Source organism: Shewanella sedimentimangrovi, from assembly GCF_017354965.1.
Taxonomy (GTDB): Bacteria; Pseudomonadota; Gammaproteobacteria; order Enterobacterales; family Shewanellaceae; genus Shewanella; species Shewanella cyperi.
In genome coordinates this window covers 409,971-424,927 of sequence record NZ_CP071502.1, presented here as the reverse complement: position 1 = coordinate 424,927, position 14,957 = coordinate 409,971, and the positions used below count along the sequence as shown (strand labels likewise).

At 57.8% G+C, this 14,957-nt stretch carries 13 protein-coding genes; 4 read left to right on the top strand and 9 right to left on the bottom strand.

Features of this window, described 5'->3' with window-relative positions:
• Positions 1-5: 5 nt before the first annotated feature.
• Both rsmH and mraZ read right to left on the bottom strand, forming a co-directional pair.
• Positions 6-947, bottom strand: a complete 942-nt coding sequence (rsmH, locus tag JYB85_RS01745) for a 16S rRNA (cytosine(1402)-N(4))-methyltransferase RsmH (protein ID WP_207380791.1) — start codon at positions 945-947, stop codon at positions 6-8.
• A 35-nt stretch (positions 948-982) separates the two neighbouring features.
• Positions 983-1,441: a division/cell wall cluster transcriptional repressor MraZ gene (gene mraZ, locus JYB85_RS01740; RefSeq protein WP_207380790.1), complete on the bottom strand. Its 459-nt coding sequence runs from the start codon at positions 1,439-1,441 to the stop codon at positions 983-985.
• Positions 1,442-1,804: 363 nt separating this feature from the next.
• Here mraZ and JYB85_RS01735 point away from each other — a divergent pair, with 363 nt between their 5' ends.
• From JYB85_RS01735 to JYB85_RS01720, 4 genes are all read left to right on the top strand, one after another.
• A complete protein-coding gene (locus tag JYB85_RS01735; RefSeq protein ID WP_207380789.1) occupies positions 1,805-3,529 on the top strand; it encodes a PepSY domain-containing protein in 1,725 nt (574 codons plus the stop codon).
• Between the two features lie 52 nt (positions 3,530-3,581).
• Positions 3,582-3,881 carry a hypothetical protein gene (locus tag JYB85_RS01730; RefSeq protein WP_207380788.1) on the top strand — a complete coding sequence of 100 codons (300 nt, stop codon included), beginning with the start codon at positions 3,582-3,584 and terminating at the stop codon, positions 3,879-3,881.
• A 75-nt stretch (positions 3,882-3,956) separates the two neighbouring features.
• Positions 3,957-5,144, top strand: a complete 1,188-nt coding sequence (locus tag JYB85_RS01725) for a YjgN family protein (protein WP_207380787.1) — start codon at positions 3,957-3,959, stop codon at positions 5,142-5,144.
• Between the two features lie 3 nt (positions 5,145-5,147).
• Positions 5,148-6,203: a M48 family metallopeptidase gene (locus JYB85_RS01720; protein WP_207380786.1), complete on the top strand. Its 1,056-nt coding sequence runs from the start codon at positions 5,148-5,150 to the stop codon at positions 6,201-6,203.
• On the opposite strand, the gene glpK is transcribed toward JYB85_RS01720, so the two are convergent.
• The 7 genes from glpK to leuA all read right to left on the bottom strand — a co-directional run bounded on the left by glpK (position 6,200) and on the right by leuA (position 14,781).
• The gene (glpK, locus tag JYB85_RS01715) at positions 6,200-7,687 is read right to left on the bottom strand and encodes a glycerol kinase GlpK (protein ID WP_207321714.1); all 1,488 of its coding nucleotides are present in this window, start codon (positions 7,685-7,687) and stop codon (positions 6,200-6,202) included. The two genes, JYB85_RS01720 and glpK, sit on opposite strands and share 4 nt — an antisense overlap.
• A 9-nt stretch (positions 7,688-7,696) precedes the next feature.
• Positions 7,697-8,167 carry a nuclear transport factor 2 family protein gene (locus JYB85_RS01710; RefSeq protein WP_207321713.1) on the bottom strand — a complete coding sequence of 157 codons (471 nt, stop codon included), beginning with the start codon at positions 8,165-8,167 and terminating at the stop codon, positions 7,697-7,699.
• Between the two features lie 134 nt (positions 8,168-8,301).
• The gene (locus JYB85_RS01705; protein ID WP_207380785.1) at positions 8,302-9,654 is read right to left on the bottom strand and encodes an outer membrane protein transport protein; all 1,353 of its coding nucleotides are present in this window, start codon (positions 9,652-9,654) and stop codon (positions 8,302-8,304) included.
• Between the two features lie 446 nt (positions 9,655-10,100).
• Positions 10,101-10,706: a 3-isopropylmalate dehydratase small subunit gene (leuD, locus tag JYB85_RS01700; RefSeq protein ID WP_207380784.1), complete on the bottom strand. Its 606-nt coding sequence runs from the start codon at positions 10,704-10,706 to the stop codon at positions 10,101-10,103.
• Positions 10,707-10,709: 3 nt separating this feature from the next.
• Positions 10,710-12,122, bottom strand: coding sequence for a 3-isopropylmalate dehydratase large subunit (gene leuC / locus JYB85_RS01695; RefSeq protein ID WP_207380783.1), 1,413 nt, complete (start codon positions 12,120-12,122; stop codon positions 10,710-10,712).
• Positions 12,122-13,216: a 3-isopropylmalate dehydrogenase gene (gene leuB / locus JYB85_RS01690; RefSeq protein WP_207380782.1), complete on the bottom strand. Its 1,095-nt coding sequence runs from the start codon at positions 13,214-13,216 to the stop codon at positions 12,122-12,124. Before leuB ends, leuC begins: the two co-directional genes overlap by 1 nt.
• The gene (gene leuA, locus JYB85_RS01685) at positions 13,213-14,781 is read right to left on the bottom strand and encodes a 2-isopropylmalate synthase (protein WP_207321708.1); all 1,569 of its coding nucleotides are present in this window, start codon (positions 14,779-14,781) and stop codon (positions 13,213-13,215) included. The genes leuB and leuA overlap by 4 nt, the downstream gene beginning before the upstream one ends.
• Positions 14,782-14,957 lie beyond the last annotated feature (176 nt).

Genomic DNA, 14,957 nt, shown 5'->3' with positions numbered 1-14,957 from the left:
CGGCCTCAGTAATCCAGCCGCTCGGCCACTCGCAGCACCGAGCTGCGGGCCCTGGCGTTGCGATCTATTTCTTCATCCGAGGGCTTCATGGCCTTGCCTACCGGCATCAACTGTCGGTTGCGGTTGAGCTGAGCCTCGGTCACCGGCAGGCCGTGGGGCAATTCCTCACCCTGGCTGTGACGGCGGATAAAACGTTTCACTATTCTGTCTTCCAGTGAATGGAAGCTGATGATGGACAGCCGTCCCTTGGGTGCCAGTACCTTGAGCGCGCCTTCAAGGGCCTGGTCTATCTGTTCCAGCTCGCTGTTGATATAGATGCGGATAGCCTGAAACACCCGGGTAGCCGGATGCTTGTTGCGTTCTTTGCTTTTGCTGATGCGGGCGATGAGATCCGCCAGATCCTTGGTACGCAGAAAGGGGGTCTTGTCCCTGTCTGCGGCAATACAGCGGGCTATATGGCGGGCATTGCGTTCTTCACCATAGGTTTTGAACACCCAGGCCATGTCCTCAATCTCAGCCCTGGCCAGCCACTGTGCCGCGGTTTCGCCCTGGCTGTTGTCCATGCGCATATCCAGCGGACCGTCGCGCAGGAAACTGAAACCCCGTTCGGCATCGTCAAGCTGGGGTGAGGACACGCCGAGATCCAGCAGCACACCATCAATCTTGCCGGTCAGACCCAGCTCGGCCACATAGTCCGCCAGTTGGCCAAAGCCACCATGAACTATCTGGAAGCGGGGATCGTCGGCAAACTGCTCAGCCGCCGCTATGGCCTGGGGATCCCTGTCGATGGCGATCAGCTGGCCCTTGGGGCCCAACCGCTTGAGCACCTCACGGGAATGCCCGCCACGGCCGAAGGTGCCGTCGATATAAATACCGTCGGCGCGTATGTTCAATCCTTCCACTGTCTCATTGAGCAAGACCGAAAGGTGGGCAAATTCCTGGCTCATGGCTCTCTTCTTTTTGTCTGTCTATCGGGTCATGTTTACAGTGAAAAATCCGCCAGGCGCGCATCTGCGGCAAGGTCTTCCTGACGTATGGTTTGCTGGCTGGCGGCGATTTCGCTCTGCCAGGCCTGCTCATCCCAGAGTTCAAACTTGTTCAACTGTCCCACCAGCATGGCCTGCTTATCCAGGTTGGCATACTGGCGCAAGGGCAAGGGCAGCAATAAGCGACCATTGCCGTCCAATTCAATTTCATGGGCATAACCGAGCAACATGCGTTTCAGCGCCCGCTGAGTCGGTTGGGTATCGGACAGCAACATCAGCTTGGCTTCAATCTTGGTCCACTCGTGGATGGGATATAGCAGCAAACAGCTGGATTGAATATCGACAGTGATCACCAGTTTGCCGCCGTGCTCCGCATGCAGGGATTCCCGGTATCGCATAGGAATAGCGATCCGCCCCTTGGCATCCAGATTAATTGCACTCGCACCCCGAAACACTGTTATTCAGCTCCTGCTCTGCTTTTTGATCCACAAAAATCCACAATTTCCCACAATTGCTAAGTGTAGGGACACTTGACAACCAATGTCAAGGTGGGGTCAAGGTTAAAAATCCAGTCTGGGAGCGGCTTCTAAGCCGATTGGCCGGAAGCGTCCATGGAGGGAAATCGGTGGGAAATTGTGGGTAAAAAATGCTAAACGGTGGAAAAAACACACATTAACTTCGGGGGCAAAGTGCATCAAGGAACCAATTCAGGGGAGTTCAGGCCCATAAAGACGCCCTTAAGATAGCATCGCCTCTTTTCATCCAGGTACAAGACTGGGTTAAGATGGCTCACAAATTCTCCTTCTTAAGTCGGATTTATGCCTTCAATTCGTACCATACGCAACCTGCATCGGTGGTTGGCGCTGCTCATTGGAGTACAACTTTTTCTGTGGAGCCTGTCCGGACTCTATATGGTGGTCACAGACATAGACTTCATTCACGGCGATCACCTGGTAGAGCAGGGCCGCGCCCCGACGCTGCAAACCGAGACCATTGCGTATGACATGGATAGCTTGCTGAAAAACTATCCCGGGGCGGAGCAGGTCAGGCTGCAAACCTCAACCCTGGGCCCCTTCTACAGCCTGCGCCACCATGGCGAAAAACTCAGGATAAGCGCTGTGGACGGCTCGCCCATGGCACTACTGTCGGAGCAGGACGCCAGGAAGGTCGCAATACAAGTGTATACAGGCACGGGTCAAATCAGCGAAGCCCGCTTGTTTTCGGAAGAAGCTCCGGCCGAGGTCAGCCCCAGGTTGCTGCCCCTGTGGCAGATAAACTTTGACGATGCAGGCAACAGCAGCCTGTATGTCTCGGCCATTGAAGGACGGGTGGTGACCAAGCGCCATACCGGCTGGCGCTTGTTCGATGTGATGTGGATGTTGCACATCATGGATTATGACAGCCGGGAGAATATTCATAACCTGTTGCTGCAATCACTGGCAACATTGGGCATCATCACCGCCCTCATGGGTGCCGTCCTGGCCTGGCGGGGCCTGCGCAGCCGCAATCAAGGGCCGAAAGGCTGGCAAAGGTTTCACCTGTGGCTTGGCGCCATCGTCGGCTTGCAGTTCATTCTGTGGCTGGGTTCGGGACTGGCGTTAAGCCTGCTTGATGAAGAGTGGCTCGATGGCAACCGCGCGCGGCTGCGACCATCAACGGCTTTCACTACGCCCACCAGAGCTGTCTCTGAACTTTTAGGGCCATCAACCCAAAACGTCGAGCTGTCCGGCATACTGAATCGTCCCGTCTATAAGCTGCAGCAGCTTGAGCAACAGCCACTGTATTGGGCCGATACCCTGACCCCGCTGACGCTGGATAAGGCGCAGCTGCGCCAATTGGCGGCTGCCAGCATAGCTTCGCCTCTGGAGTTGGGGATAGATTTGCTCCCGGGGGATGAAACCGGCTACCCGGGCACACCGACCGTCGCGCGTTTCGTCGCCCGCGATGGCACCCGCATACTGCTGGATGCGGGCAACGGCCGCATACTGGAACAACAAACGCCAGGATCGGATCTCAAATCCGTGCTGATGATGATGCACTTTATGGACTATATGCCCGGCGATGGCATCCACTTCAACCACTTGCCCATTCGCCTGCTGGCCATACTGACCCTGTTGCTCAGCATCAGTGGCTGGGTGCTGGTGTTCAGGCAGCTGAAAGCAGGCCAGTATCGCCTGACACTACTTGGCCGCGGCAGCCGGTTTGAGGTCAGGGACAGGGATGGCGCCCTATTGGGCCACTTCGACAGCCACGGCAGCAATCTGCTCGACAGTATCAACCACCAAACCGAATTACTGCTGACCCAATGTGGTGGCGGTGGCAGTTGCGGCCTGTGTGTACTCAAATGCTCCGAGCCGCCGCCGGCCAACGACAAGGAAAAGGCCCTGCTGCGTCCCAGCAGACTGGAACAGGGACTGCGACTGGCCTGCCAACACAGTCACGGCAGTGGCTACTATCAACTGGCAAGCCCTGCCCAGGCACGCCATTGGCTGACCCAGGCCAAGCCTCCGCTGGGTGATCAGGCCCTTGACGTGATAGACTAAATAATAACCAAAAGCTGCCGATAAGATCTGTAAGGGAGAGACAGGAGGGCTTATGGTAGGGCTGGACAGTATTTATGCCATGCTGGCAAAACCGGTACAGGCAATCAGAGAAAACAAGCGTGTGGTCGAGCAGCTGGACAAGGATACTGCCATTGCTGCCGACAGCCATGAAGCGCCTCAATCTCAGTTGCCCCCCAAGATCACCAAGGACAGGCGCAAGGCCGAGCGGGATCGCCGCAACCCCGACGGGGAAGACATGCGCAACGACAGCAATCCCCAGTACGAGCACTCCCAGCGCAGTGGTCGTGGGGATCGCCGTGCCGCCCCGGGGCACATAGATACCGAAGCCTGATTTTGTTCTTAGTTGATTGATTAAAATGCAAATTCCGGATTTAATAGTGTCTTTCCAAAGGAGAGGAAAGACACTATGCAAATGGACCCCCCAGCAAACCGCCCCACTCACCACTTTAACTTTCACGGCAACGGCGCCGAATACTTCGGGATCTGGATAGTCAATCTGCTACTGTCCATTGTGACCCTAGGCATCTATTCCGCCTGGGCCAAGGTCAGAACCAACAACTACTTTTACGGCAATACCGAATTGGACGGCGACAGGTTTGAATACCTGGCCACGCCCATGCAGATCTTGATCGGCCGGATCATCGCCATAGTGGCCGTGATACTGTGGATGACGCTCAGTCAGATGTCACCCAAACTGGCAATTGGACTGGCGCTGCTGTTGGCACTGGCCTTCCCTGTGCTGGCCGCCAGAAACCTCAGATTTGATGCCCGTATGACCCGGTTCCGTAACCTGAGATTCGATTTTGCCGGCAGCTATGTGGGCGCTTACGTGGTATTTCTGCTCTTCCCCATTCTGGCCTACGGACTGATTGCGCTCTGCTTCGGTTTGGTGGCCTGGGGAGCCAGCATGCACTCAGTGGCCATTATCGTTGTGGGCGTTATTGCCGCCATTGGCGCCGGCATCTTCGGCTATGGCCTGACCATGGCGGCCGTGGCCAGTTATGTGATCAATGGCTACCGCTATGGCACCAGCAAATTCAAGGGCAAGATTGCCATCTCGGCCTATGTGAAGATTGCCCTCGGCGCCGCTACGGCCCTGGTACTGTCCATGCTGCTGATTGCACTGGCAATGCTGCCCATAGGCCTGAGCGAACTGGTACAAGCCGCCATGCAAGGTGCGTCCATGGAAGACATTCAACAAGATCGTCAGTTGGCCATGACCCTGGCCGGGATGATGTTCGGTGGTTATCTGGCTCTGTTGCTGGCAGGTTTGCTGGTATTTGCCTTCGTTAAGGTCAAGATCCGTAACTATGTGCTCGGCCAGGTGCAACTGGAAAACAAGCTACAATTAGGCTCAAATCTTACTGTGGCAGGTTTTCTGGGATTGGTTGTCACCAACCTGTTGCTGACTGCCTTTACCCTGGGTTTAGGCCGCCCCTGGGTCGAGGTTCGTACCGCCCGCTATCTGGCAAACCATACCCAGGTCAGCGGTGATATGGGCTTCACCGAAGCCAGGGACCATAATGGCGGGCGAGACAATGCCATTGCCGATGAGATGGTCGACGCCTTTGATCTCAATATCGCCGTCATCTAGACCATGACAGCCATCAAGCTCAAGGGGCACCTGCTGCCCCCAAGGCAAGCCCGCAAACTGGACGCCGAACTCATACTGGACCCGCGTGGCTTTCTGAGCCTGAGTTCGGCGGAACATTGTTGTCACACTCATTTGCAACAGGTCGAGGTCAGCAGTGCCATAGGCAACCTGGCCCGGCAGCTGACCTTTGAGGGCGGCTGGGTATTTGTGCCAAGGGAACCTCAGCAACTGAACCTGTGGCTGCGCGGCCAAAACCAGGAATCGCTGCTCGGCAAGCTGGAGCGCCACACCCTAATGGTGCTGCTGTTTTCTGTATTGCTGATCGCGGCCGCCTGGGGCAGTTATCGTTTCCTGCTGCCAAGCGGTGCCAAGTGGATTGCCAATATGCTGCCGCCCGCGGTCAGCGAGCAGCTAGGCAAGGAAAGTTTTGAGAGTCTCAAGGCCATGGGGTTTGGTGATTCCAAGCTGGATCAGCTAACCCAGGACCAGGTTCAGGCTCGCTTTCAACGGCTGCTGCAGTCGCTGACTGCCAAGGGAGTGCAAACGCCGCAGCCACTGAAGTTGCGCTTGGTTGGCCAAGCTGTTGCAGAAGACGAGGATCCAATGGCCAACGCTTTTGCCCTGGTGGATGGCACCCTGGTATTGACCGATGCCATGGTGGCGCTGGCCGAGGCGCCGGGAGAGCTGGAGGCCGTGCTGCTGCATGAGGTTGGCCACGTGTACCATAACCACATGCTGAGCTCCATGGTGCAAAGCACCCTGTTGTCTGTTGTTGTGGCTGTGGTGGTGGGCGATGGCAGCGGCGTGACCGACTTTTTGTCCGGAGCTGCCGTGTTGGGCTTAACCCTGGGCTATTCGAGGGATAACGAAAGAGAGGCCGATGCCTTCGCCGCAACGCAATTGGATGGGTTCGAATGGGGCCGGTCGCCCATGCTGTCCCTGTACCAAAAGCTGATGACAGAGGAGCATGGACTGGCCTTACCCGCCTGGCTTTCCACCCATCCGGATCTACAAGAGCGCCTGCAAACCTTAGGGCAAGCGAATTCAGCCGCTGATTAGCGGCTGCGACTCCTGGCCACGGCATCCTGCCAGCCATGATAAAGGGCACCGCGTTTGACAGCGTCCATTTGCGGCAGGAAGCACTTATCTATGGCACTGCGGTCACTGACCTCCTGCACCGAGCCCCAGAATCCCACCGCCAGGCCGGCGAGAAACGCCGCCCCCATGGCAGTGGTTTCCGTCAGCGCCGGGCGCAACACCTCAACCCCTGTGATATCGGCCTGGAACTGCATCAGGAAATCGTTGGCCACGGCGCCGCCATCGACCCTGAGCTGTTTCAGGGCCACGCCGCTGTCCTTGCTCATGGCATCCAGCAAATCCCGACTCTGGAAGGCGATGGACTCCAGCGCCGCCCTGATGATGTGGTTGCGGTTGGCGCCCCGGGTCAGACCATAGAGGGCACCGCGGGCATCTGGATCCCAATAGGGTGCGCCCAGACCGACAAAGGCCGGCACCAGGTAGACGCCATTGGTATCCTCCACCTTGGAAGCAAAGTATTCGGTATCGCTGGCATCGCGGATGAGGCCCAGTTCATCCCTGAGCCATTGAATGGTGGCGCCGCCCATAAACACCGAACCTTCGAGGGCATAGCTGATGCCGCCATCGGCACCCACGGCTATAGTGGTCAGAAGGCCGTGTTTTGAGCTGACGGCCTGGCTGCCGGTGTTCATCAACAGAAAACAACCTGTGCCATAGGTATTCTTGGCCATGCCCGGCTCAACACACAGTTGCCCAAACAGGGCCGCCTGCTGATCGCCGGCCATACCGGCCACCGGGATCTCTGTGCCCTCACCGGCAATACGGGTAGTGCCGTACACGGCCTGGGACGGTTTAATTTCAGGCAACAGGCTGGCGGGAATATCCAGTGCTTCAAGCAGCTCGGGATCCCAGCCTTGGCTATGGATGTTGTACATCAGGGTGCGCGAGGCGTTGGTGGGGTCGGTCACATGCACCTTACCCTCGGTGAGCTTCCACACCAGCCAGGTGTCAATGGTACCGAACAGCAGTTGCCCTGCCTCGGCCCGCTCGCGGACGCCGGGGACATTGTCGAGGATCCACTTGATCTTGGTGCCGGAAAAATAGGGGTCGAGCAGCAGACCGGTCTTTTCCCGGAAACGGGCTTCCAGGCCCCTGGCCTTAAGTTCCTCGCAGATGGCACTGCTGCGACGGCATTGCCAGACGATGGCATTGTACACGGGCTTGCCGGTTTCCCTGTCCCAGATGACAGTGGTTTCCCGCTGGTTGGTTATACCTATGGCGGCCACTTCATCGCTGTGGATCCCGGCCCGGGCCAACACCTCAATCAGGGTCGAACTTTGGGAGGCCCAGATCTCCATGGGATCGTGCTCGACCCAGCCGCCCCTGGGATAGATCTGGCTGAATTCCCGCTGGGAGACGGCAACCGGATTGGCGTCCTTGTCAAAGACTATGGCACGGGAACTGGTGGTACCCTGATCCAGTGCCACTACATATTTCTCTGTCACAACAAATCCTTATTGACGGGTTTCCTGCAGTACGCCGATTTCCGGCGCCACTTCCGGGTTGCAGGCATGGGCCGGGTAATACCAGATGGAGCTGATCTTGCCACCACTCAACTCATAGACACCTATGGAGCACTGACTGCCGGTTTCACCATCGTTGTCCCAGCTGATGCGCTCCAGAATGCTGACATAGTTACCGGACTCGGTCAGGCTGAGAATATCGGCCCTGGCGTTGGGCAGGGTCTGGAAATAGTCGGCCATGGCGGCACCGAATTCGGCCTGGGTATCAGCCTCGGTATCCACCTTTTGGCCCTTGATGTGATTCCAGTGCACCTGGGGTTGGGTGTAAGCCAACATGGCCTCGACCTTGTGTTCGTTGAAGGCGGCGAGAAAGGCACGCACAGTGTCGGCGGGCGCATCGCCGGGCAAGGGACCGGCCAAAGCCAGCAAGGGCGCGGCGGCTAACAGGATTAGGGCTTTCATGGAGCACCTCTTGTAAATGGGTGGTTGTGCCCAACACTATACAAGATAAATCGGCAAGCAAAAGCCCCGCATTGCGGGGCTTGATTCATAGGTGCTTGATGCTCGGGCTAGCGCCGCGATTCAACCACTTAGGATTACAACTTGTAGCTCAGCTGGAAACCGGCCAGCCACACCTTGCCACCGGCCTCACCATCGAACTCCACCAGCGCCAGACCGGCCAGATCCTGCTGCTCGGTAATGGGCGCATCGCCGTGGGCGCGCAAATGGGTAAGCGCCAGATCCAGGGTCAACTTATCATCTAACTGGTAGCTGGCTCCCAGGGAGAACCACAGCCGATCGCTGTCGGGAATGGTGGTGGTACGCCACTCATCATCCACCGCGGTTTGATCCAGTGCCACACCGACTCGCAGTGTCCACTGCTGGTCCAGCACATAGCTGGCGCCCAAGGCATAACGCCAGTTGTCCTTGAAATTCTCTTCCTTCACCAGGTCTGACTCCAGGCCGCCAACGGGCTTGGTGTCACCGGGGAAATAGGCCACCAGGCGATCGAAACTGCTCCACTGCGTCCAATTGATGCTGGCATGCAGCGCCAGGGCATCACTCAATTGATGGAAAGAAGACAGCTCGGCGAACGCCGGCAATTCCAGTGGCAGATAACCGTCAATTTCCAACGGCTGACCGCCGGTGTAAAGCAGGCCCGAGGCGCTGCCGGACAGCTCCAGCTCAACACCGCTGTGATAGGCCAGGCCAAATCTGTGGTTCAAACTTGGCTGCCAGGTGGCACCCAACTGCCAACCATAGCCCAGATCATCACCTTCCATGGTCTTGAGACTGGTACCTGGGTCAGGCAAACGGGCCGCGATCTGAGCCGGCAACATGGGGTTGGCCTTGATGGCGCCGACCCAGGCCGGCGTCGACGCACCTATGCTGCCCTCACCATAGACCAGACGCACACCGGCACCCAGGGCAAGTTGCTCATTGAGTCTGTAGGCCAGATTGGGGGCCAGCTCCACTGTGGTGACCGAGGTTTCATTGCCGAAGATGGCGGCGCTATGGGTCTTGGGCAACTCGGTGGCCAAACCATAATTGGAATTCATCGCCAGGCCCCAACTCCAGTTGCCATCTATCTGACTGGAATAATAGAAGTTGGGAATAAAGGCGCTGTCGGCCACATCAAAGGCATCGGCGGGCAGGGTCATGCCATCGGGTCCCAGCAGCGGCGAACTCAGGTGCACGTCACCGGTCACATCCACTTCGGTGGACACATAAATGCCCCCGGTGGATACCTGGCGTCCGGGCAACAGCGCCAGCAATGCCGGATTGCGCGCCTGTGCCGACGCATTGTCGGCCATGGCGGCTTCACCGGCAAAGGCACGGCCAAGGCCTGTGGCAGAGTATTCGGCCAATTGGAATCCGGCGGCCTGTACCTGAGTCATGGAAGTCAAAAGTGCCGATGATACGGCTAAGGTCAGTAGACACTTTTTCATTGTTATTCTCTGTTGTTGTGGTGAATGCATGCCAAGGGCGGCATCAAGTCAGTGGTGATGAGTTAGAGTGTTAACTCAAATCAAGAGCGGGCAGTGTACCCTCACAGACGTTCTTTGCAACAGCAGCAGGAAAAACAGCAGTAATCACTGGCTTTTGGCAGCCAAGGCAGTGACAAAATGAGCCAGATCACGGTTTCAAACTCAGTCCAGCCGCCGACGTCGATTTGAACGCTCTCCGAGCCCTGACCGACACCCAACATTCGCAGCGCCCAACAAATTGTTTTTATTGAACAAAAATCCAAAACAGCGCCAACACAAGTGTTCGCCGAATTGGTAGAGTATTTTCAGCATAATTCACTGCCCTCAATCTCTTTCGCTGTAAAAACTCAAACCATGAAAAACAAAAGGCCACTGGGACAGTGGCCTTAAGCGCAGAAATAACAGTATCAGCGGCGCCAGGCCGGGATCCGGGATTCGTATTCGGCGATGGCGCTTTCGTGTGCCAGGGTCAGGCCAATGGCATCCAGGCCCTTGAGCAGATTCTGTCTGGCGGACTCCGCCAGGGTGAAACCGAACTCGGCACCGGATGGCGATGTCACCTTACAGTTTTGCAGATCCACAGTGATCTCTGCCCCTTCCTCTGCGACCACTTCATCCATCAATTGGCGCACCGCTTCCACCGGCAGCTTCACGGGCAGCAGGCCGTTGTTGATGGCATTGCCGTAGAAGATATCGGCGAAGCTTGGGGCAATAATAGCCCGCAGACCAAAATCGGCCAGGGCCCAGGGCGCATGCTCACGACTGGAGCCACAGCCAAAGTTCTCCTGGGCCAATAAGATGGTGGCGCCGCGGTAACGGGGTTGATTCAAACTGAAGTCGGGATTGGGCTCATTGCCCGCCTCGTCCAGATAGCGCCAGTCGTGGAACAAATGCACCCCGAAACCATCCTTGGTGACCTTGGACAGAAATTGCTTGGGGATGATCTGATCCGTGTCGATATTGGCTGCATCTATGGCGACCGCCAGCCCCCTATGGGTAGTGAATGCCTGCATTGCTTATTCCTCCAGGGGTCTGTGAACACGGATATCGACAAAGTGACCTGACACAGCCGCGGCCGCAGCCATGGCAGGGCTCACCAGGTGGGTACGACTGCCCCGCCCCTGTCGCCCCTCAAAGTTACGGTTACTGGTGGAAGCGCAGCGATCGCCGGGCTCCAGCCTGTCGTCGTTCATCGCCAGACACATGGAGCAGCCAGGCAGGCGCCACTCAAAACCGGCATCGAGGAAAATTTTGTCCAATCCCTCGGCCTCCGCCTGCAGCTTCACCTGACCTGAACCGGGCACCACTATGGCGGTGACCCCGGCGGCCACCTTGCGGCCCTTGGCCTGGGCCGCTGCGGCACGCAAGTCTTCGATGCGGGAGTTGGTACAGGAGCCGATAAACACCTTGTTGATGCTGATGTCGGTCATGGGCGTTCCCGGAATCAGCGCCACGTACTCCAGCGCCTTTTGCATGCTGGCGCGGACCACGGGATTGGCCTCATCGGCGGGATTGGGCACCACGTCATCTATGGCCACCACCTGGCCCGGATTGGTGCCCCAGGTCAGTTGCGGTGCGATAGTGGCCGCGTCGAGCACCACTTCGGCATCAAACACGGCATCGGCATCGGTCTTGAGCTCGCGCCAATCGCTGAGGGCCTGCTGCCAGGCGTCACCCTTGGGGGCAAACTCGCGACCTTCGAGGTAGGCAAAGGTAGTTTCGTCGGGGGCGACCATACCGGCCTTGGCCCCCATTTCGATGGCCATGTTGCACACTGTCATCCGGCCTTCCATGGACAGATCGGCAATGGCCTGACCGCAGAATTCCACCACATAACCTGTGCCGCCATCCATGCCGATTTTGCCTATGATGGCCAGCACTATGTCCTTGGCGGTAATGCCCTCAGCCACCTTGCCGCGCACCTCGATCTTCATGGTCTTGGCCTTGAGCTGACGCAGGGTTTGAGTGGCCAGCACATGTTCCACCTCCGAGGTGCCAATACCAAAGGCCAGGGCGCCGAAGGCACCGTGGGTGGCGGTATGGGAGTCACCGCACACGATAACAGTGCCTGGCAGGGTGATACCCAGCTCTGGCCCCATCACATGCACTATCCCCTGGTTGGGATGGTGAATATCGTACAGGCGCACACCAAAGTCGCGGCAGTTCTCCGCCAGGGTTTCCACCTGGGTGCGGGCCATGGGACTCAGGGCCGCCAGGCTGGCACTGCGGGTACTGGTGTTGTGATCCATGGTGGCAAAGGTCTTTTCCACCGCCCGCGGTTGACGGCCGGCCATTTTCAGACCGCTGAAGGCCTGGGGTGAGGTCACCTCATGCACCAGATGGCGGTCAACATAGATGATGGGCGCTTCCCCTGTGGGCTCGGCCACCAGGTGGGCGTCCCACACTTTTTCATACAGAGTCTTTCCCATCAAACACCTTCCCGGATTGCATCAGCGATAAAGTCGCCCATTTCTTTGGTGGATTTGGCCATATGCCGCTCGCTTGCATGCAGTAATTCGCCGGTAAGATAGCCACTTTCCAGCGCCTTACCCACGGCGCGCTCGATACAGGCCGCGGCCTCTTCCTGCTGCAGACTGTGACGTAACATCAGCGCCGCCGACAGAATTTGTGCCACCGGATTGGCAATGCCCTTGCCGGCGATGTCCGGCGCACTGCCACCGGCCGGCTCATACAGACCAAAACCGGAACCGTTCATGGAGGCCGAGGACAACAGGCCCATGGAGCCGGTCAGCATGGCAATCTCATCGGAAAGAATGTCGCCGAACAGGTTGGAGCACAGCATGACATCAAAATCGAAGGGCCGACGCAGCAGCTGCATGGTGGCGTTGTCTATATAGATGTGTTCCAGGGTGACATCGGGGAAGTCTTTGGCGACTTCTTCCACCACTTCGCGCCACAGTACCGAGCAGGCCAGCACGTTGGCCTTGTCCACCGAGGTCACCTTGCCGCGGCGGCCACGGGCGGCCTCGAAGGCGATTTTGGCGATGCGGCGAATTTCACGGCGGCTGTAGCGCATGGTGTCAAAGGCTTCTTCCTCTTCGCCCTCCCCCTGACGCCCCTTGGGTTTGCCGAAATAGATGCCGCCGGTCAGTTCGCGCACGCACAGCACATCAAAGCCCTGGGACGAGATATCGGCGCGCAGCGGTGACATATGCTCCAGGCCGCAGTGCAACTTGGCCGGGCGCAAATTGCAAAACAGCCCGAAATGGCCGCGCAGTGGCAACAGGGCGCCGCGCTCTGGCTGTTCATTGGGCGGCAAATGTTCCCACTTGGGGCCACCCACAGAGCCGAACAGTATGGCATCGGCGGCCTCGCAGCCCTTGAGGGTCGCCTCCGGCAGCGGGCAGCCGTGGTTGTCTATGGCGATACCGCCGACGTCGTATTCTCTGTACTTGATGTCCAGGCCAAAACGTGCCTCCACGGCACTGAGCACCTTACGGGCCTCGGCCATCACTTCGGGACCAATGCCATCCCCTGCCAATACGGCTATCTGAAAACTCATACGCCCCCCAATTCCCGGTTCAATTGAATTCGTTGTTTGCAATCGGCCACCTTGTCGGCGCGCCATGTCAGGTTCATCACATGCACCATGGCCTGGGCCGAGGCTTCGACCACGTCGGTTGCCAGCCCCAGCCCGTGGAAATTACGGCCATCATAACGGGCGGTAATGTCCACCTGCCCCAGGGCATTCTGCCCTTCACCCTTGGCGCTCAGTTTGTAACTGTGGATATCTATGGTACGGCCGCTGGCCCGGGCAATGGCGTTGTAGGCAGCATCAACCGGGCCATTGCCCGTAGCCGCCTCAGTGATAACCGCACCGCCCATATTCAGGCGCACAGTGGCGGTGGCCATACCCTCGGTGGAGTCAGACTGCACCACCAACTGCTCCATGGTGTAGAAATCATCCTCTTCGGCCTGGGCCTCCATAAAGGCCAGGGCCTCCAGATCATAGTCAAACACTTGGCCCTTGCGATCGGCCAGCTTCAAAAACTCAGCATACAGGCTGTCCATATCGTAGTCATTGGGACCATAGCCCATGGCCTCCATACGGTGCTTGATCACATGGCGACCGGAGCGGGAGGTCATGTTCAGGTTATTGCGGTTCAGGCCAATGCTCTCGGGCGTCATGATCTCATAGGTATTTTGCGCCTTGAGCATGCCATCCTGATGAATGCCGGAGGAATGGGTAAAGGCGTTGCCTCCTACTATGGCCTTGTTGGCCTGGATGGGCATGTTGCACAGCTGGCTCACCAGGCTGGAGGTGCGGTGGATTTCCCGGGCGTTAATGCCGGTATGCAGTCCCAGCAAATCCTTGCGGGTCGCCAGTATCATGGCGATTTCTTCCAGAGAACAGTTACCGGCACGCTCGCCAATGCCGTTCATGGTGCATTCTATCTGGCGCGCCCCCATCTGCACCGCGGCAATGGAGTTGGCCACGGACAAGCCCAGATCATCATGGCAATGCACGGAGATCACCGCCTGATCTATGTTGGGCACCCGATTGAACAGGGTCTGAATAATGCCACCGAATTCGCTTGGCACTGTGTAGCCCACGGTATCGGGGATGTTGATGGTACGGGCCCCGGCGCGAATGGCCGCTTCCACCATGCGGCACAGATTATCCATCGGGGTACGACCGGCATCTTCACATGAGAATTCAACATCATCGGTGAAGCGGCGGGCGTACTTGACCGCCCCCACGGCCATGTCCAGCACCTCGTCGAAGGAACGTTTCAGCTTGCTCTCCACATGGATATTGGAGGTGGAGATGAAAGTATGGATGCGGAACTGCTCTGCCACCGACAGGGCCTGGGCAGCAGCGTCTATGTCTTTTTCCAGCGCCCGCGACAGGGCACAAACCCGGCTGTTTTTGATGGTGCGGGCTATGGTTTGTACCGACTCAAAATCCCCCGGTGAGGATACGGGAAAGCCCACTTCCATCACATCCACCCCCAAACGTTCCAGCGCCAGGGCTATCTGCAGCTTTTCCTTTACCGACAGGCTGGCGGCCAGCGCCTGTTCGCCATCCCGCAAGGTGGTATCAAAGATGATGACTCTGTCTGACATTCCGTTTCTCCGTTTTTAAGCTGTTTGGGTTCCTGATTGGCGCTCAGAAACAAAAAACCCCGCGGGATTGCGCGGGGTTTGGTGGATGCTTTGCCTGGTTAGCGAGCGTGCAACACTATTCCCTCCGCGCAGAATCTGCGAGAGAAAGAAGAAGGAGGTTAAGTGTGGCGTAAATT

Excerpts from the sequence above, each read along its gene's own strand:
- rsmH (WP_207380791.1), bottom strand. The coding sequence starts at position 947 with ATGAGCCAGGAATTTGCCCACCTTTCGGTCTTGCTCAATGAGACAGTG.
- JYB85_RS01735 (WP_207380789.1), top strand. The coding sequence starts at position 1,805 with ATGCCTTCAATTCGTACCATACGCAACCTGCATCGGTGGTTGGCGCTG.
- JYB85_RS01730 (WP_207380788.1), top strand. The coding sequence starts at position 3,582 with ATGGTAGGGCTGGACAGTATTTATGCCATGCTGGCAAAACCGGTACAG.
- JYB85_RS01725 (WP_207380787.1), top strand. The coding sequence starts at position 3,957 with ATGCAAATGGACCCCCCAGCAAACCGCCCCACTCACCACTTTAACTTT.
- JYB85_RS01720 (WP_207380786.1), top strand. The coding sequence starts at position 5,148 with ATGACAGCCATCAAGCTCAAGGGGCACCTGCTGCCCCCAAGGCAAGCC.
- JYB85_RS01710 (WP_207321713.1), bottom strand. The coding sequence starts at position 8,167 with ATGAAAGCCCTAATCCTGTTAGCCGCCGCGCCCTTGCTGGCTTTGGCC.
- JYB85_RS01705 (WP_207380785.1), bottom strand. The coding sequence starts at position 9,654 with ATGAAAAAGTGTCTACTGACCTTAGCCGTATCATCGGCACTTTTGACT.
- leuD (WP_207380784.1), bottom strand. The coding sequence starts at position 10,706 with ATGCAGGCATTCACTACCCATAGGGGGCTGGCGGTCGCCATAGATGCA.
- leuC (WP_207380783.1), bottom strand. The coding sequence starts at position 12,122 with ATGGGAAAGACTCTGTATGAAAAAGTGTGGGACGCCCACCTGGTGGCC.
- leuB (WP_207380782.1), bottom strand. The coding sequence starts at position 13,216 with ATGAGTTTTCAGATAGCCGTATTGGCAGGGGATGGCATTGGTCCCGAA.
- leuA (WP_207321708.1), bottom strand. The coding sequence starts at position 14,781 with ATGTCAGACAGAGTCATCATCTTTGATACCACCTTGCGGGATGGCGAA.